The organism is Streptomyces thermospinosisporus, from assembly GCF_039526425.1.
GTDB lineage: Bacteria > Actinomycetota > Actinomycetes > Streptomycetales > Streptomycetaceae > Streptomyces > Streptomyces thermocarboxydovorans.
On record NZ_BAAAIZ010000124.1, the window covers coordinates 1 to 16,938 of the forward strand.

General features: G+C 73.6%; 13 protein-coding genes and 2 pseudogenes. 9 read left to right on the forward strand and 6 right to left on the reverse strand.

The window, feature by feature from the left end:
• The first annotated feature begins 124 nt into the window (after positions 1–124).
• A pseudogene (locus ABD207_RS30110) lies at positions 125–1,401 on the forward strand (IS701 family transposase).
• Positions 1,402–1,554: 153 nt separating this feature from the next.
• Positions 1,555–1,758 carry a transketolase C-terminal domain-containing protein gene (locus tag ABD207_RS30115; RefSeq protein ID WP_425580872.1) on the forward strand — a complete coding sequence of 68 codons (204 nt, stop codon included), beginning with the start codon at positions 1,555–1,557 and terminating at the stop codon, positions 1,756–1,758.
• Between the two features lie 31 nt (positions 1,759–1,789).
• On the opposite strand, the gene ABD207_RS30120 is transcribed toward ABD207_RS30115, so the two are convergent.
• Positions 1,790–2,449 carry a pentapeptide repeat-containing protein gene (locus tag ABD207_RS30120; protein ID WP_344016438.1) on the reverse strand — a complete coding sequence of 220 codons (660 nt, stop codon included), beginning with the start codon at positions 2,447–2,449 and terminating at the stop codon, positions 1,790–1,792.
• A 223-nt stretch (positions 2,450–2,672) separates the two neighbouring features.
• On the opposite strand from ABD207_RS30120, the gene ABD207_RS30125 reads away from it, so the two are divergent.
• Positions 2,673–3,593 carry a TauD/TfdA family dioxygenase gene (locus ABD207_RS30125; protein WP_344016440.1) on the forward strand — a complete coding sequence of 307 codons (921 nt, stop codon included), beginning with the start codon at positions 2,673–2,675 and terminating at the stop codon, positions 3,591–3,593.
• A gap of 50 nt (positions 3,594–3,643) precedes the next feature.
• Here ABD207_RS30125 and ABD207_RS30130 read toward each other — a convergent pair whose 3' ends face one another.
• The 4 genes and pseudogenes from ABD207_RS30130 to ABD207_RS30145 form a co-directional block, all read right to left on the reverse strand.
• Positions 3,644–4,651, reverse strand: coding sequence for a phosphotransferase family protein (locus ABD207_RS30130; protein ID WP_344016472.1), 1,008 nt, complete (start codon positions 4,649–4,651; stop codon positions 3,644–3,646).
• Between the two features lie 111 nt (positions 4,652–4,762).
• Positions 4,763–5,416: pseudogene (locus ABD207_RS30135) on the reverse strand (DMT family transporter); the annotation flags it as partial.
• Positions 5,417–5,531: 115 nt separating this feature from the next.
• The gene (locus tag ABD207_RS30140; RefSeq protein WP_344016441.1) at positions 5,532–6,362 is read right to left on the reverse strand and encodes a cytochrome c oxidase assembly protein; all 831 of its coding nucleotides are present in this window, start codon (positions 6,360–6,362) and stop codon (positions 5,532–5,534) included.
• Positions 6,359–6,904 carry a DUF2243 domain-containing protein gene (locus ABD207_RS30145; protein WP_344016443.1) on the reverse strand — a complete coding sequence of 182 codons (546 nt, stop codon included), beginning with the start codon at positions 6,902–6,904 and terminating at the stop codon, positions 6,359–6,361. Before ABD207_RS30145 ends, ABD207_RS30140 begins: the two co-directional genes overlap by 4 nt.
• 346 nt (positions 6,905–7,250) lie before the next feature.
• Between ABD207_RS30145 and ABD207_RS30150 the strand changes: the two genes are divergently transcribed.
• The 6 genes from ABD207_RS30150 to ABD207_RS30175 all read left to right on the forward strand — a co-directional run bounded on the left by ABD207_RS30150 (position 7,251) and on the right by ABD207_RS30175 (position 15,296).
• Positions 7,251–8,804 carry an SDR family oxidoreductase gene (locus tag ABD207_RS30150; protein WP_344016444.1) on the forward strand — a complete coding sequence of 518 codons (1,554 nt, stop codon included), beginning with the start codon at positions 7,251–7,253 and terminating at the stop codon, positions 8,802–8,804.
• A gap of 58 nt (positions 8,805–8,862) precedes the next feature.
• Positions 8,863–10,236 carry a cryptochrome/photolyase family protein gene (locus ABD207_RS30155; protein ID WP_344016445.1) on the forward strand — a complete coding sequence of 458 codons (1,374 nt, stop codon included), beginning with the start codon at positions 8,863–8,865 and terminating at the stop codon, positions 10,234–10,236.
• A 202-nt stretch (positions 10,237–10,438) separates the two neighbouring features.
• Positions 10,439–11,611, forward strand: a complete 1,173-nt coding sequence (locus ABD207_RS30160; protein ID WP_344016447.1) for a polyprenyl synthetase family protein — start codon at positions 10,439–10,441, stop codon at positions 11,609–11,611.
• Complete coding sequence (crtI, locus tag ABD207_RS30165) at positions 11,608–13,248, forward strand: phytoene desaturase family protein (protein WP_344016448.1); 1,641 nt, start codon at positions 11,608–11,610, stop codon at positions 13,246–13,248. The genes ABD207_RS30160 and crtI overlap by 4 nt, the downstream gene beginning before the upstream one ends.
• A complete protein-coding gene (locus tag ABD207_RS30170; protein WP_344016449.1) occupies positions 13,235–14,251 on the forward strand; it encodes a phytoene/squalene synthase family protein in 1,017 nt (338 codons plus the stop codon). Before crtI ends, ABD207_RS30170 begins: the two co-directional genes overlap by 14 nt.
• A gap of 61 nt (positions 14,252–14,312) precedes the next feature.
• Complete coding sequence (locus tag ABD207_RS30175) at positions 14,313–15,296, forward strand: DUF5914 domain-containing protein (RefSeq protein WP_344016450.1); 984 nt, start codon at positions 14,313–14,315, stop codon at positions 15,294–15,296.
• A gap of 81 nt (positions 15,297–15,377) precedes the next feature.
• Here ABD207_RS30175 and ABD207_RS30180 read toward each other — a convergent pair.
• Positions 15,378–16,938 (reverse strand): FAD-dependent oxidoreductase (locus tag ABD207_RS30180; RefSeq protein WP_344016451.1); only part of this gene is annotated, 1,561 nt, incomplete at its 5' end.

The window sequence follows — 16,938 nt, forward strand, 5'->3', positions numbered from 1 at the left end:
GAACAGCCCACCAATCAACTCGTAGGCCAAACAGACGAATCACACCTAATTCCTGATAGACCCTCGCCCTAGTAGTACTCCGTTAGGTCTGTCTCGGGGTCCTGTTTGGGGGCATGTTGGGGGTGTGGACGCACATGAAGTGAACCGTGCTCGGGCGACGTTGGCGTTATTCGTAGCTGACGTGTTTTCGTCGGTGCCGCGCAAGGATCAGCGGGCGAAGGGCGACTGCTATCTGCGGGGACTGATGCTGGACGGACGGCGGAAGTCGATCCAGCCGATGGCGGAACGGCTGCCGGACGGCAACGAGCAGAACCTGCAGCAGTTCGTGAACCAGTCGACCTGGGATCCGGTGCCGGTGCGGCGGCGGATCGCGGAGCGGATGGTGCCGAGAATCGGCCCGGATGCCTGGGCGGTCGATGACGTGTCGTTCCCCAAGGACGGGAAAATGTCGGTGGCGGTCGAGCACCAGTACTGCGGGCGCTGGGCAAACAGGCCAACTGCCAGGTCGCGGTGAGCGTGCACGCGGTCTCCGACACCGCCTCCTGTCCGCTGCAGTGGCGGTTGTTCGTGCCGCAGGAGTGGGCGGACGATGCCGTGCGGCGGCAGAAGACCGGGATACCGCAGGAGGTCGGGCACCGGGAGAAGTGGCGCCTGGCCCTGGACATCCTCGACGAGCTGGCCGGGTGGGGGCTGGTGCCGCCGGTGGTGGTGGCCGACGCCGGTTACGGGCAGAACGCCGACTTCCGCGACGGCCTGAGTGAGCGGGGCATCGGCTATGTCGTGGTCATCCGTTCGGACGTGACGGTCCACCCGCACGACGTGCGGCCCACCGCCCCGGCCTGGTCCGGAAACGGCCGCAGGCCGCAGCCCCGCTACCGCGACAAGCCGTCCTCGGTGGCCGCCCTGGCGGCCTGCCATGGACGGCAGGCGTTCACCGAGGTGACCTGGCGTGAAGGCTCACGCGGGCCGATGCGCTCGCGCTTTCTGGTGCTGCGGGTGCGGCCGGCCGGGGTCCGCTCCCGCCGCCTGGCCCAGGCCGCCGCCGCTGCCGGGCACGGCCACTGGGACGGCGTCCTGCCCGAGGTGACGCTGCTGGTCGAATGGCCCGAGGACGCCGAAGCACCCACCGACTACTGGCTGTCCAGCCTGCCCGCCGGCACCCCGCCGGCCGAACTGGTCCGCCTGGCCAAGATCCGCTGGCGCATCGAGCACGACTACCGGGAACTCAAGCACGGCCTCGGCCTGGACCACTTCGAGGGACGTTCCTGGACCGGCTGGCACCACCACGTCACCCTGGTCACCGCCGCCCACGCGTTCCTCACCGAACAGCGCCTGGCCCCAAAAGCCGATACAGCGGGCTCACCCTCTACCAGATCCTCGACACCATCCAGGACCTGCTGAACTGCTGGACCGGCACCTGCACCACCTGCTACCGCCCCCTGCCCAGAACATCCGCTACCAGCCCAAGCGGAAGAGCCAGAGCAACCTAACGGAGTACTACTAGACGCCGCCGAGCACGCCACGGCCGCCGGCTGGGACCTGGAGGTCGTCGACGTGCGCGCCCTTGTCATCCACGAGGCGGTCGGCTTCGGCGGCTACAGTGCCGAACTGGCCGCCCGGCTCACCGAAACGTGCTTCTACCACATCGAAGCGTCGATCCGGCGCGTCACTGGCCTGGACGTCCCCCACCCCGCGCCCCGTCTAGGGAGCACTACCTGCCCGACACCGACCGCGTCCTCGATGCGGTCGGCTCGCTGATGGAGTACGCGTGAGAACGGGCACCAGAGCGTCAGCGGTCCTTGACCGTGACGCCGAGCGCCTGGGCGAACGCCGGGGCGAGGTCCAGCAGCTGCGTACTGCTGATGGTGGCGCCCTTCAGCGCGTCGATCCCGTATGCGATCCCCAGGGCCACAGCGCCGCGCAGGTCGACCTTCTTCAACTGCGCCTTGCCGAACCGCACCCCGTCCAGCGTCGAGCCAGGGAAGGTCACGCCGGTCAGCGTCGCGCCACCGAAGTCGACGTCCCGCAGAAGGCAGTCCACGAATACCACGTCCTGCAGCGTGGTGGTGCCCAGGTTCACCGAGTCGAACTTGCAGTTGAAGAAGGACACCCGGCGCAGCTCCGCACTGAAGATTTCCACGCCCGCCAGCGCACTCGCGATGATCTCCGCGTCCAGCCAGTTCGACTCGGCCAGATCGGTGCCGACCCAGCGGACAGTGTGCATCCACACGTCGTTGAACCGGGCTCGCCGCATGCGGCCCTGGGTGAACGTCACCGAGGAGAACGCTGACTCGGTGAACCGGGCACTGCCGGCGTCGGCGTCCGCGAACGTGTTTCCGTCGGCGTGGACGGAGTCGTAGTCGCCCTCCCGCTCCAGTTCGCCGCGCAACGGCTCCAGGTAGCCGGCATAGGGCAGGTCGGCGAGTTCGCGGGGCGTGGGCGCGGGCATGACGGAGCTCACAGACATCGAAGACGGCACGGGCATGAGGGGCTCACGGCGCACGCGGCCGGGCGGGCCCCGAGGGGACCGCCTCCGGTTCGAAGGCAAGTCCGGAAGGAGTCGCCTCCTGACTCTATCGGCGCAACTCACCCTCAGGAGAAGTAATGAGCCAACACGCCACCACCTCGATCCGTTCCCACGGCCCGGCCCTGTGTGAGGCGACGACCGGCCCGTGGCAGCCCGTATTCGTGGACGTCGACGGCGGTCCTGTCGCCGTGCTCGACTGGACCCGTGCCCATCTGCACACTGTGCGCGCCCTGCTGCCGACTATGGCGCGCTCAGGCTGCGCGGCACCGCTGTCACCGCTGAGTCGTTCGGGCAGAGCGTCGCGCTCGGCGCCGACGCCCCGCTGCTGGAGTACGTCAACCGGTCCACCCCGCGCACCCGTGTCCGGGGACAGGTGCTCACCTCCACCGAGTACCGCAGTGACCAGGCCATCCACCTGCACAGCGAGCAGTCCTACGCCGCCACCTGGCCGGCCGTGCTCGGCTTCTGGTGCACCACCCCCGCTAGCAGCGGCGGTGAGACCCCGCTCGCTTCCACCGCCCAGGTCCTCGAACGCCTCCCCGCCGACCTCGTCACCCGCTTCCAAGCCCACGGCGTCCGCTACGACCGCTGGTACCGGCCCGGGCTCGACGTCTCCTGGGCCGACACCTTCCAGACCGAAGACCGAGCCGAGGTCGACCGGCTGTGCGCCGAGACCGGGATCACCACCGAGTGGCACGACGACGGCACGGTCCTGCACACCGTCCAGATCGCGCAGGCCACCCACACGCAGGCCGCAACCGGCTCCCTCGTCTGGCTCAACCAGGCCAACCTATTCCACCCCGCGGCCCTGCCCGGCGAGATCGCCGCCGCCGTACGCCAGCTGCCCGCCGACCACCTGCCGCGCAACGCCAGCTTCGGCGACGGAACCCTCATCCCGGACAGCGACATCGAAACGATCAACGGCACCTTCACGACGTGCAGGTGGGCCGAGCCCTGGGAGCAGGGCGACATACTGCTCGTCGATAACACCGCCGTGGCCCACGGACACCTCCCGTACCGGGGAGAGCGGAAAGTGCTCGTCGCCATGGCGGGAACCGCCTCGTAAGGCCGGGGTTCCGGGAGCCTCCTGCTGCCGGGCTGGTGCCGCCACACGTTTCAGCGGTGCCGGGTGAGCCGTTCCCGGATGGCTGCCGCAGCCGGTGCGAACAGCGGATGGTCCGGTGAGCGGGTGAGTAGATCCGACAGCGCGAACAGATCGAGCGCCTCACTGATCTCCCGCCACCGGCCCGGCGGCACTCCGCCGGCCTTCTCGTACGCCCCGGGGAAGTGCTCGGCGAAACCCGGGGAGAGGTCCTGGGGGAAGCGCAGCAGGTTGCCCAGATCGAACAGGCCGGAGCCGGAGAAGGCGTACTCCCAGTCCAGCACCGCAGACACGCGCCACGACCCACGGTCGCCCGGGCGCATGAGCAGGTTCTTGGGGTTGCAGTCCGAGTGCACCAGCTGATCGGCCCCGGCGGTCTCGGCCACCAGCGGCGCGCACTGGGCGCCGAGCTCCACCAGCGCCTGCTGCTCGGCCTCCGACAGCGCCGCAGCCGCGTTCCCCCGGGCCACGGCGGCCTCGACGAAGGCCGCCAGATCGTCGTGATGCTCCGGCGGTGTGGCGTCAGGCCGCAGATCGCCGTCGGAGAAGAAGCCGGGCCGGCCGAACCGTACCGAGTGGATCGCGACCAGTACCTCGGCCACCGCCTCGGCCAGCTGCGGGCCGTCCTCCTCCGCCGCGCCAGCGAACACCGACGTCAACGGCACCCCGGGGGCGAAGCGCGTCAGTATGAACGGCTCACCCAGCAGATCCCCACCGTCGTCGGCGTAGACGACCTCGGGAACCGACACCCGCTCCCGGACCAGCTCCATCAGCACCGCCTCCAGGGCACACGTGTTCCTCCTCGGATAACGCCACAGCACGAACGACTTCCCCCGGTCGGTGCGCAGCAGCAGGTTGTCGCTGCTGAAGCCGCCCGACAGCCGCCGCTCGTCGACGACCAGCGCACCCCCGAGGACCCGTCTGCTCAGGACATCCAGAACTCCAGGATCCATGGAGGTGTCAGCGTCGTCAGCCATAGGCAGAGCCTGCCTCACACACCTCCGCAACCCCAAAATCAACATGCTCCTTGTCCTCTTACCTCGGCGAACTCGCCCGCCCGGAAACCGAATCGAAAGACTCGCGTACGGGTTCACGCCCGTTGCCGTCCGAGATTCTGGGAACCTGCGCGCCTGCGCGTGCTCCAGCAGGAACAGCGCCGCGGCGCCGTACAGGGCGAAGCCGTAGGTCTGCCAGGTGGTGAGGAAGGCGGTGATGCCGCCGTCGTCGAGGGTGTGCATGGAGGTCTTCATCAGCGCGGCGGTCGTCGCGTAGGCGACGGCGGTGGCCAGTCCGAGGCAGGCGGCACGCGCCCTGCCCTCGGGCCGGCGCAGGCCGGCGGCCACCAGGGCGACGAGAGCGGCCGTGCACACCGTGAGTGCGGGGATCCAGTGGTCCATCGGCACCTGGGTGCGGTTGCCGGCCGGTGACGCGGCGGCGAGGGCCACGGCGAGCCCGGTCACCACGGCGGCGACGGCGGCCCAGCCGGCCGGGGACAGCCGCCCGTGCAGCAGCATGGTGGCGATGATCAGGGCGAGCGGCAGTTCCAGCACGAACAGCGGCTGGACGATGGTCAGCGGGCCGGTGGCCAGGGCCACCGCCTGGCAGACCGCCGCTGCCACCACGGCGGCGATCCCGGCGAGCCAGACGGGGCGGCGCAGCAGGTCGAGCAGCAGACCGGCGCGCAGCTGGTCGGAGCGGGGGACGCTGAGGGCGGCCTTGCGCTGGAGGACGGTGGCCAGGGCGTTGCTGAGGGCGGCGCCCAGGGCGAACAGGACCGGCACCAGCATGTCCACCGTGTTCCTCCGGAGGTGACCAGACGGCTCGCCCCTCCCCCGGCTCGCGCTCCCGTCATGGTCACCCCGCTTCCGCGCCGTCGCCAGCGCGGGCCGGGCATCCGCCGGATCAGGCGGACGAGGGGCTGGTGCGGCGGGCCGGCAGGGCGGGCCGGGGGCGGCGCACGGGGCGCCAGGTGGTCACCAGGGCCGCGGCGAGCAGCAGCTCGGCGATGTCCCCGCCGTAGTACATGATCTCCGCGCCGCCCCTGACCTCGGCGGCGGGTGCGTGCACCTGGACCCGGTAGCCGCCGTACATCAGCTGCGACATCACGGCGTGTGAGGCGATGGCGAGACCGAGGAAGACCAGGCGCGCGGGCACGCCGGGGCGGGCGGGGGCCGGGTCGGGGCCGGCGATGGCGTGGGCGAAGAGGCATCCGGAGAGCAGGAAGTGGACGAGGATCAGCCAGGTCCCGGCGGGGTGGGCCGCGGCGGCGTTGTGCAGCGGGGTGAAGTAGAGGAGCGCGAGGCTGCCGGTGGACAGCAGCAGAGCGACGGCCGGGTGGGTGAGGAGGCGGGCGGGCCGGCTGTGCAGCACCGCGGTGAGCCGGCGGGCCGAGGCCGCGGGCAGGGTCCGCAGCAGGAGGGTGACCGGGGCGCCGAGGACCAGCAGCAGCGGGGCGTACATGCCGACGAGGAGGTGCTGGACCATGTGGCCGCGGAAGTCGGCGCTCGCGAAGGGGGCGAGGGGTGGCAAAAGGCTCGCGGCCAGCAGGAGCAGGCCGGCGGTGAAGGCGGCGGTGCGCCGTGCGCTCCAGCCCAGCGCCGGGTTGCGGCGGCGGGCCGTGCGGGCGAGCAGCAGGTAGCCGGCGGCGCAGATCAGCAGGGCGAGCGCGGGCAGCAGTGTCTCCAGCGGGCCGGTTCCGGTTTCCGGCGCGTGGTGGTGGGCGGGGTGGTTCATCGGGCGTCGGGCCCCGGTGCGCCGGCGGGGAGGGCGAGGGGGCGGCCGCCGCGTTGCAGCAGCAGCGCGCCGCCGACCAGAAGGGCGCCCATGAGGAGGAACGCGAGGTCCCACCAGAGCTGTCCGTCACCGGCGTAGACGTGGTGGATGCCCAGGACGTGGTGGTCGAGGACGCCCTCGACGAGGTTGAACAGCCCCCAGCCGACGAGCATCCAGCCCCACAGCACCCGGGAGGTCCACACCCGCCGCCGGTCCTGGGTGACCCGGGCGTAGAGGATCGCGAGCCCGGTCAGGACCGCCAGCCAGCACACGGTGTGGAAGATGCCGTCCCACACGGTGTTCATGCGCAGCCCGGGGACGGTGTCGGGGTCGTAGTACTTCACGCCGATGCGGTCCTGGTCGGTGCTGGTGAGCATGTGGTGCCACTGCAGCAGCTGGTGCAGCAGGATGCCGTCGGCGAATCCGCCGAGGCCCACGCCCAGCACGATCCCCGGGAGCCGCAGCACGCTCGCGTGCTCACCAGGGGTGTCCGTCTGCGCCATCGGTGCGTCTCCGTCCCTCGGGCACGGCCGGTTCGCTGACCGCCCGTGCTGGTGACTCGTGTGCCCTCCGCGGTGGTTCTCATGTCGCCCGGTCGTTCCCAGGGTTCGCCTGCGTCTCGTGCGTCGGCGGGCGTCAGCAGTGCGTCAGCAGGCGTCGCCCCTTACGGACTATCAGGGCGCGGCGACGCCCGCCGCCCCGTTTTCGGCCGTTCTGCCCCCTATGAGGGCTGTCGGCGGGACGGCGGACCGTGCGGGGCGGCCGCGCCGCCGGCGGGCGGAGTCGCGGCTCGGCGGACATGATCGGACCAGGGGCCATCAGCCGCAGCCCGGAGGCAGACAGGTGGACATGGACGGACAGCCTCGCCCGGAGGGACTGCACTGCCTGGTGACCGGCGCGTCCGGGTACATCGGCGGGCGTCTGGTGCCGGAGCTGCTGGAGGCCGGTCACCGGGTGCGGTGTCTGGCCCGCTCCCCCGGCAAGCTGCGCGACCATCCGTGGGCGGACCAGGCCGAGACGGTGCGCGGGGACGTGACGGACGCCGACGGGGTCGCCGCCGCCCTGCGCGGCATCGACGTCGCCTACTACCTGGTGCACGCCCTCGGCAGCGGCTCCGGCTTCGAGGACACCGACCGGCGGGCGGCGCGGATCTTCGCCGAGCAGGCGCATGCGGCGGGCGTCCGGCGGATCGTCTATCTCGGCGGGCTCACCCCGCGGGGCGTGCCGGAGGCGGAGCTGTCGCCGCATCTGCGGTCCCGTGCCGAGGTCGGGCGGATCTTCCTGGACGGGCCGGTGCCGGCGACCGTGCTGCGTGCGGCGGTGGTGATCGGCTCCGGTTCGGCCTCCTTCGAGATGCTGCGCTATCTGACCGAGCGCCTGCCGGTGATGGTGACCCCGGGCTGGGTGCGCACCCGGGTCCAGCCCATCGGGGTGCGGGACGTGCTGCGGTATCTGGCCGGCTCGGCCGGCATGCCGGCGGACGTGAACCGGGCCTTCGACATCGGCGGTCCGGACGTGCTGACGTACCAGGAGATGATGCAGCGGTACGCCGCCGTCGCCGGTCTGCGGCGGCGGATCGTGGTGCCCGTGCCGGTGCTCACCCCGAAGCTGTCCAGTCTGTGGGTCGGGCTGGTCACCCCGGTGCCGGCCGGTCTGGCCCGGCCGCTGACGGAATCGCTGCGGCACGAGGTCGTCTGCCACGAGCACGACATCGCCCGCCATGTCCCCGACCTGCCGGGCCGGCCGCTGCCGTTCGACGAGGCGCTGGCGCTGGCGCTGCGCCGGGTGCGGCAGGCGCAGGTCGCCACCCGCTGGTCCTCGGCCTCGGTGCCGGGAGCGCCCAGCGATCCGCTGCCGACGGACCCGGACTGGGCGGGCGGCAGCCTCTACCAGGACGAACGGCAGGCGACGGTCGACGCGCCGCGCCAGGCGCTGTGGCGGGTGATCGAGGGCATCGGCGGCGACAACGGCTGGTACTCGTTCCCGCTGGCGTGGGCGGTGCGCGGCTGGCTGGACCGGTTCGCCGGCGGGGTCGGGCTGCGCCGCGGCCGGCGCGACGCCCAGCATCTGCGGGTGGGCGAGGCGCTGGACTTCTGGCGGGTCGAGGAGATCGAGCCGGGCCGGCTGCTGCGGCTGCGCGCGGAGATGCGGCTGCCGGGCCTGGCCTGGCTGGAGATGCACGCCGAGACGGACGAGGCGGGCCGTACCCGCTACCGGCAGCGCGCCCTGTTCCATCCGCGCGGGCTGCTGGGCCACGCCTACTGGTGGGCCGTCTCCCCCTTCCACTCCGTGGTGTTCGGCGGCATGGCCCGCAACATCACGCGGGCGGCGGCGAAGGCTGTGGACGCGCAGGAGCACACCGGGCGCATCCAGCAGGCGGGCCGGGCGAGAAGCAGACGGTAGGGGCGCCCGGATCACGGCCGGCCGCTCCGTCACCCCACGCACCATCTGGAGTCGCACCATGACCGTCGCGGTCGTCCTGTTTACCTCGGATCTGCGTCTGCACGACCATCCGCCGCTGCGGGCCGCGCTGGCGGCCGCCGACGAGGTGGTGCCGCTGTTCGTGCGCGATCCCGCGGTGCACGCGGCGGGCTTCGACGTGCCGAACCGGGCCGCCTTCCTCGCCGACTGCCTCACCGACCTGGATGCCGGACTGCGCAGGCGCGGTGGCCGGCTGGTGGTGCGCAGCGGCCCGGTGGTCCGGGAGGTCTGCTCGGTCGTCGCCGAGTGCCATGCCGCCGAGGTGCATCTGGCGGCGGGTGTCACCCGGTTCGCGCACCGGCGGGAGGAGCTGCTGCGCAAGGCGCTCGGGGAACGCGGGGTGGCGCTGCGGGTGCACGACGCGGTGGTGACCGCGGTCCCGCCCGGCGCGGTGGTCCCGGCGAACGGCGACCACTACGCGGTCTTCACGCCGTATCTGCGCCGCTGGTCGGCGGAGCGGCTGCGGGAGGTGTGTCCGGCGCCGCGCGGTGTGCGCGTGCCCGAGGTGGTGCGGGGCGAGGCGCCGGCGAGCCGCGCCGAGGTGTCCGGTGTGTCGCCCGGCCTGCCGGCCGGCGGCGAGTCGGCGGGCCGGGAACGGTTCGCGCGCTGGGCGCGGTCCGGCCTGTCCGGCTACGCGGACCGGCAGGACGACCTGGCCGGTGACGCCACGTCACGTCTCTCGCCGTATCTGCACTTCGGCGCGCTGTCCGCGGTGGAGGTGGTGCGGCGTGCCCGCGGGGCGGGCGGCCCCGGGGCGGAGGCGTTCGTGCGGCAGCTGTGCTGGCGGGATTTCCACCACCAGGTGCTGGCGGCCCGCCCGGAGTCGTCGGTGCGCGACTACCGCACCCGCGGCGACCACTGGCGCACCGAGGAGGACGCGGCGCGGGACATCGAGGCCTGGCGTGCCGGGCGCACCGGCTATCCGATGGTCGACGCGGCGATGCGCCAGCTGCGCGAGGAGGGCTGGATGCACAACCGGGCGCGTCTGCTGGCGGCGAGTTTCCTCACCAAGACCCTGTACGCGGACTGGCGGATCGGTGCCCGGCACTTCCTGGTCTGGCTGGTGGACGGCGACATCGTCAGCAACCAGCTCAACTGGCAGTGGGTCGCGGGAACCGGCACCGACACCCGGCCGCACCGGGTGCTCAATCCGGTGGTGCAGGGCAAGCGCTTCGACCCGGAGGGCGCGTATGTGCGCCGCTGGGTGCCGGAGCTGCGGGCGGTGGAGAGCCCGCTGGTGCACGAGCCGTGGCGGCTGCCCGAGCGTGAGCGGGATGGCCTGGGATACCCGTCGCCGCTGATCGACCTCGGTGAGGGACTGGCACGGTTCCGGCGGGCCCGCGACCGGGACTGACCGTTGCACGGGCCTCGGGCCCCCGCCGACCGGGGCTGACCGGCAGCGGCCCTCGGGCTCCGGCAGCAGGAACCGGGGCTCGGCCGGTGGAGTGAGGTGTGTCGGGCGACGCCCGCGCATCGGGCAGGAATACGCCCATCCGGGAACGGCTCTGCGGCAGAACAACGGGGTGCAGGTGACCGGGAGCGAGAGGGGCTTGCCCATGCTGCGACTGCGGACGACCACGGCGGACGCGGGCGGACGCGCCACCGTGCCGTGCACGGAGGGCGCGGACCCCGGCCGGCCGCGTTCGGCGCTGGATGCAGTGCGGCACGTGGAGGCGCTCCTCGACGAGGTGCTCGACGCGGGGATGCGGCAGGCCGGCGAGGTGGACGCGGTGTTCGCCCGGGATGTGGCCGGCCGGGTCGGCGCGCTGGTGCGGCGCGGCGGGAAGCGGCTGCGCACCGCGTTCGTCTGGTGCGGCTGGCGGGCGGCGGGCGGGACCGGTGACGCCTCGGCGGTGCTGCGCACCGGCGCGGCCCTGGAACTGCTCCAGGCCTGCGCCCTCATACACGACGACCTGATGGACGGCTCGCCGCTGCGCCGGGGCGCCCTCGCCGTGCACGTGGACCTCGCCCGCATGCACCGCGCCGCCCGGATGACCGGCGCGCCGGAGTCGTTCGGCGCCGCAGCCGCGGTACTGGCCGGTGATCTGGCGCTGACCTGGGCGGACGATCTGCTCACCGAGACGGCGCTGGAGTCGCCCCACGGGACCCGGCTGCACGGCGAATGGCGGGCCATGCGCGGCGAGATGGTCGCCGGTCAGTACCGCGACCTGCATGCGCAGGCGACGGGTGACGGCGGCGTCGACGAGGCGGTGTCGATCGCCACGCTGAAGAGCGCCCTGTACTCGGTGGAACGCCCGCTGGCGCTGGGCGCGGCGCTGACCGCCGCCGAGCCGCGCACCCTGGACGCGCTGCGCCGGGCCGGGCGCTGTGCGGGTCTCGCCTTCCAGTTCCGGGACGATCTGCTCGGCGCCTTCGGCGACCCGGCGGTGACCGGCAAACCGGCCGACGACGATCTGCGCGGCCGCAAGCTCACCTGTCTGCTGGCCGTCGGCCTGCGGCTCGCGGAGGCCTCCGGGGACCAGGAGGCCGCCGAGGCGCTGGCGCCGGGCGCGCACCCCCGGTCGGACGCCGACGTGGCGCGCATGCGGGCGGCGCTGGAACGTACCGGCGCCCGTGCCGTGATGGAGTCGAGGATCGCGGAGCTGGCGGCCGGCGGCGTGGAGCACTTCGCGCGCACCGGCGCGCCCGAGGCCGTGCGGCGGGAGTTCGCGGCGCTGGTCCGGCGCGCCTCCGGCGTGGCCCTCGCGGGCACCGAGGGGGACGCATGAGGACGGTACCGGGACGCACCGATCATGTCGTCGTCGTGGGCGCCGGGCTCTCCGGGCTGGCGTGTGCGCTGCATCTGCTGGGCTCCGGGCGCCGGGTGACGGTCGTCGAGCGCGATCCGGGTCCCGGCGGCCGTGCGGGCCGGGTGCGGCTCGGCGGCTACCAGGTGGACACCGGGCCGACGGTGCTCACGATGCCCGAGTTCGCCGACGAGGCCTTCGCCGCCGTCGGCGACAGCCTCGCCCGGCGGGTCGAGCTGCTGGGGCTGCACCCGGCGTACCGGGCGCAGTTCGCCGACGGGTCCCTGCTCGACGTCCACACCGACGGCGAGGCGATGGAGGAGGAGGTGCGGCGCTTCGCCGGGCCGGAGGAGGCCGCGGGCTACCGCCGGCTGCGCCGCTGGCTGCGGCAGCTGTACCGGGCGCAGCTGTCGCACTTCATCGACACGAACTTCGACTCGCCGCTGCAGCTGCTGCACCCGGACCTGGCGCGGCTCGCGGCGCTGGGCGGGTTCGGCCGTCTGGACCGGCGGATCGGCCGCTTCCTGTCCGATCCGCGGCTGCGCCGGGTGTTCTCCTTCCAGGCGCTGTACGCCGGTGTCGCCCCCGCCCGTGCCCTCGCCGCGTACGCCGTGATCGCCTACATGGACACGGTGGCGGGCGTGTGGTTCCCCAAGGGCGGCATGCACACCCTGCCGAGGGCCATGGCGGACGCGGCGGCCGACGCCGGTGCCGCGTTCCGCTTCTCGGACGGGGTGGCGTCGCTGGAGCGCTCGGCCGGACGGGTGCGGGCCGTACGGCTGGAATCCAGCGAGCGCATCGCCTGTGACGCGGTGGTGCTGACCTGCGAACTGTCCACCGCTCACCGGCTGCTGGGCGGCGCGCCGCGGCGGCCGGTGCGGCTGCGGCACTCGCCGTCCGCGGTGATCCTGCACGCCGGGACCGACCGCACCTGGTCCCATCTGGCGCACCACACGTTGTCGTTCGGGGCGGCCTGGGAGAGCACCTTCGGCGAACTGACCCGAAAAGGGGAGCCGATGAGCGATCCGTCCCTGCTCATCACCCGGCCCACCACGCACGACACCTCTCTGGCACCGCCGGGCCGGCATCTGCACTACGTCCTCGCGCCCTGCCCCAACACCACGGTGGGCCCGTCCGCGACGGCCTGGCGGGATCTGGGTCCCCGCTACCGGGACCGGCTGGTCGGCGAGCTCGAACGGCGGGGCCTCGACGGGTTCGCGGCCTCCGTCGAGCGGGAGATGCTGGTGACTCCGTGGGACTGGACGGCCCGGGGCCACGCCGCCGGCAGCCCCTTCTCGGTGTCCCACACCTTCGCGCAGACCGGGCCGTTCAGGCCGCGCAACCTGGTGCGCGGTCTGGAGAACGTGGTGCTCGCCGGGTGCGGGACGACGCCGGGCGTCGGGGTGCCGACGGTGCTGCTCAGCGGCAAGCTGGCGGCCGCCCGGATCACCGGCGGCGTCCCGGCACGGCGTGGGCCCGCTCGGACGGCCGCCTCAGCCGTGTCGTCAGGGCCCGGTCCGGGCTCCGGCCGGAGTGCGCCGTGCCACCCGTCCGCCGTGCCCGGCGCCGGGGCGGCCGGCGCCGTGTCCACCCGGGAGGGCAGCGATGAGCAGGCGTGAACTGGACGCCGCGGGCATCACGGATCCCGGACTGCGCGCCGACTACCAGTGCTGCCGCAGGCTGAACGCCCGGCACGGCAGGACCTACTTTCTGGCCACCCGTCTGCTGCCGCTGGAGCGCCGCAGCGCGGTGCACGCGCTCTACGGCTTCGCACGCTGGGCGGACGACATCGTCGACGACCTGGACCGGCGGCTGACGCCCGCCGAGCGCGACCGCAGGCTGAGGCGTCTGGAGGGCGATCTGGCGCGCGGGCTGCGCACCGGCGGCGGGGACGAACCCGTGGTGCGCGCGGTGGCGGACACCGCCGAGCGGTACGCCATCGATCCCACGCTGTTCGCCGACTTCCTGGCCTCGATGCGCAGCGACCTCAGTGTCACGGACTACCCGACGTACGCCGATCTGCGCGCCTATATGCACGGGTCGGCGGCGGTGATCGGGCTGCAGATGCTGCCGGTGCTCGGGACGGTCGTCCCCCGGGAGGAGGCGGCGCCGCACGCGGCGGCGCTCGGGGTGGCGTTCCAGCTCACCAACTTCCTGCGGGACGTGGGCGAGGACCTGGACCGGGGCCGGGTCTATCTGCCCGCGGATCTGCTGGCCGCCCACGGCGTGGACCGGCAGCTGCTGGAGTGGAGCCGGCGCACGGGGCGCCACGACCCGCGCATCCGGGCGGCGTTCACGGCGGCCGAGTCCCTGACGCGGCGGGTGTACCGGGAGGCGGAGCCGGGCATCGCGATGCTCGACCCGAGGGTCAGGCCCTGCATCCGTACCGCGTTCGTCCTGTACGGCGGCATCCTCGACGCCATCGCCCGCCACGACTACCGGGTGCTGCACTCCCGTGCCGTGGTCTCGCGCGGGCGCCGTGCGGTGACGGCCGCGGCAGGGGTCGCGCAGGTGCTGGGAGCGCGGTGCCGCAGGCGGTTCACGAGGGCGTCGGTGCGCCCTCCGGCCGGGGTCGGGAGAGAGGCGGAGGCGTTCGGCGGAGGGAGTGCGGGCCGTGAGTGACCGCGGGAACGGTGAGCGTACGGGTAAAGGGCGTGCGGGCAGGGCCCGTTGGACGCCTCCGTTGCGCCGGCGGCGCAGGGGGCCGGGATGGTCGGGGCAGGAGCCGACCTGGCGTGCGGCGCGCCCTGCGCTGATCGCCGACGCACTGAAGCGGGCCGGTGCCCGCCCGTCGGGCAACTGGTTCGTCGTCGGCGCCTCGCGGGACGTACGGGCCGGCGGTCCGCCGCTCGGGCGGACGGTGGGCGGCGTGGAGGTGGTGCTGTGGCGCTCGGACACCGGGGAGCTGCACGCGGGCCCGGGAGCGTGCCCGCACCTGGGTGCTCCGCTGCGTTCCGGGGCGGTGGTGTGCGGGGAGCTGGTCTGCCGCTGGCACGGACTCGCCCTGGACGGTGCCCCGTTCGCGGGCTGGGAGCCGTTCCCGGTCCATGACGACGGAGTGCTGGTGTGGGTGCGGCTGGACGCGGTCGGCGGCGAGGAGCCGCTGGAGCGTCCGGTGGTGCCGGTGCGGCCCGCGCCGGGCCGGACCGTGGACACGGTGCACACGGCGGTGGGGAGGTGCGAGCCGCAGGACGTCGTCGCCAACCGGCTGGACCCGTGGCACGGCGCCTGGTTCCACCCCTACTCGTTCGTCGATCTGCAGGTGACGCAGGCGCCGGAGGCCGGTTCCGGCGGCGAGGTGGACGACACGTACGTCGTGGAGGTGTCGTTCCGGGTGGCGGGCCGTCTGGTGGTGCCGGTGCGGGCCGAGTTCACCGCGCCGGAGCCGCGCACCGTGGTGATGCGGATCGCAGAGGGCGAGGGGGCCACCTCCGTGGTGGAGACCCATGCCACGCCGCTGACCGCCGAGGGCGCCGCACGGCCCCGGACCGCCGTGGTGGAGGCAGTGGTCGCCGCCTCGGACCGGCGCGGCTTCGCCCTGGCCGCCGCTGCCGCACCCGTGCTGCGCCCGCTGATCCGCCGTGCGTCCGGCAGGCTGTGGCGCGACGACCTCGCCTACGCGGAGCGCCGCTGGGAACTGCGCAGCACGGGGCGCTTCCCGGGATGAGCACGGGGCGCTCGACCGAGTGAGCGCGGGGCGCTTCCCCGGCTGAACGCGGGAAGGATCAGCGGCTGAACGCGGGAAGGATCAGCGTCCGACGAGGGCGTTCAGGGCCCGCAGGATCCGGGAGCGGCCCGCTCGGGGCACCGTCCACAGCACCTGGCCCTTGACGTTCCACCGGGCGAGCAGCGCGCCCGCCGCGAGGAAGCCGGTGGTGGCCGCTCGTTCCATCAGCGCCACGGGAAGGTCGCAGCGGATCGCGTCGCCGGCCAGGGTGATCCGGGGGTGCGGTGTCCGCACGGCCGGGCGCCGCCGGTAGGTGCCGACTTCGAACAGCGGGCAGTCGTCGTGCCACGCGTGGCGGGCGTCGACGATCCGCGCCGGGCGGGTCTCCGGGTACACCCGGTGCAGTTGCTCGACCAGCACCCGCTGCACCTTGTCCCGGTCGGTGCCGTCGGGCACCGCGTAGGCGTGCAGTTCGACGACCGAGCCCCCGGTGCGGGCGGCCCAGCGGGCGGCCTCGCCCTCGTAGCGTTCCAGGACACTGATGTTGTCCAGGCCGTCGTAGCCGCTGGTGCCGAGGAAGCCGGGCCGGTCCGCGCGCACCGGGCGGTCGAGCCACAGCCGGGAGACCAGGAACGGCGGCGCGGTGCGCAGCGCGGCGATGTCGTCGCGCCAGGACTCGGTGCCGAGGTCCGGGGAATGGGCGACGAGGCGGCGCAGCCCTCCGGGATCGAGTGCGAGGACCGCGGCGTCGTACCGGTGGGACCCGGTGTCGGTGCGCAGCTCCACTCCCCCGTCCTCGCGGGGCTGTACGGCATGCACGGGTGTGCCGGTGCGCAGGGTCGCGCCGAGGCGCTCGAGGTAGGTGCCGAGCGGGTCCCAGAGGGCCTGCGGGAAGGGCTCGTCGGGCACGTCGAAGAGCAGGCCCTCGGCGGAACCGAGGAAGTAGATGTGGAACATCAGCAGCAGTTCGGCGGCGGACAGCTCCCGCGGGTCGGCGAAGAAGCTGCGGGAGAACACCTCGAAGGCGAGGTGGTGGGCGGCCTCGGGGAAACGGACACGTTCCAGGAAGGCGGCGGCGCTGAGGGAGTCGTAGCGGTCGTAGACCTCGGGCACGCGGACGTCGAGGAGGGGCAGCGCCGCGCGCGCGTCCAGGGCGGCGAGGTCGCGCCGGCCGAAGGTGGGGCTCAGCGCGACGAAGCCGAGTGCGCTGAGCGGCGGGGTGCGCGGGACGCGGGCGAAGCTGTCGGTGAGGCCGGCGCTGTGGCGGAGCGGGTAGTCGGGCAGCGGTGTGAGGCCGGTCAGGCCGGGGTCGGTGCGCCGCAGCAGGCCCCGCAGGTTGTAGTACTGGCGGAAGAAGGCGTGGAACCCGCGGGTCATGGTCGCCGTGGAGCCGTCGGCCAGCCGGGTGGGTGTCCCGGTGAGCCGTCCGCCGAGCGCGGGTTCGCGCTCGTAGAGGGTCACCCGGGCGCCGCGTTCGGCCAGCACAGTGGCGGCGGCGAGACCGGCGATCCCGCCGCCGGCCACCGCGATGTGCGGGGCGTCGCCGGTCTCGAACCGGTCCCTGCCGGGGGCGGGCATCACGATCTCCGCCCGCCGGTCGCGGCCGCGCCGGGCGGCGCGCCGACGGGGGCGCTCCGGGGCG

What these genes read in the sequence shown, in the direction of transcription:
- ABD207_RS30120 (WP_344016438.1), bottom strand. Translation starts at nt 2,449, where the DNA reads ATGCCCGCGCCCACGCCCCGCGAACTCGCCGACCTGCCCTATGCCGGC.
- ABD207_RS30130 (WP_344016472.1), bottom strand. Translation starts at nt 4,651, where the DNA reads ATGTTGATTTTGGGGTTGCGGAGGTGTGTGAGGCAGGCTCTGCCTATG.
- ABD207_RS30140 (WP_344016441.1), bottom strand. Translation starts at nt 6,362, where the DNA reads ATGAACCACCCCGCCCACCACCACGCGCCGGAAACCGGAACCGGCCCG.
- ABD207_RS30145 (WP_344016443.1), bottom strand. Translation starts at nt 6,904, where the DNA reads ATGGCGCAGACGGACACCCCTGGTGAGCACGCGAGCGTGCTGCGGCTC.
- ABD207_RS30150 (WP_344016444.1), top strand. Translation starts at nt 7,251, where the DNA reads ATGGACGGACAGCCTCGCCCGGAGGGACTGCACTGCCTGGTGACCGGC.
- ABD207_RS30155 (WP_344016445.1), top strand. Translation starts at nt 8,863, where the DNA reads ATGACCGTCGCGGTCGTCCTGTTTACCTCGGATCTGCGTCTGCACGAC.
- ABD207_RS30160 (WP_344016447.1), top strand. Translation starts at nt 10,439, where the DNA reads ATGCTGCGACTGCGGACGACCACGGCGGACGCGGGCGGACGCGCCACC.
- crtI (WP_344016448.1), top strand. Translation starts at nt 11,608, where the DNA reads ATGAGGACGGTACCGGGACGCACCGATCATGTCGTCGTCGTGGGCGCC.
- ABD207_RS30170 (WP_344016449.1), top strand. Translation starts at nt 13,235, where the DNA reads ATGAGCAGGCGTGAACTGGACGCCGCGGGCATCACGGATCCCGGACTG.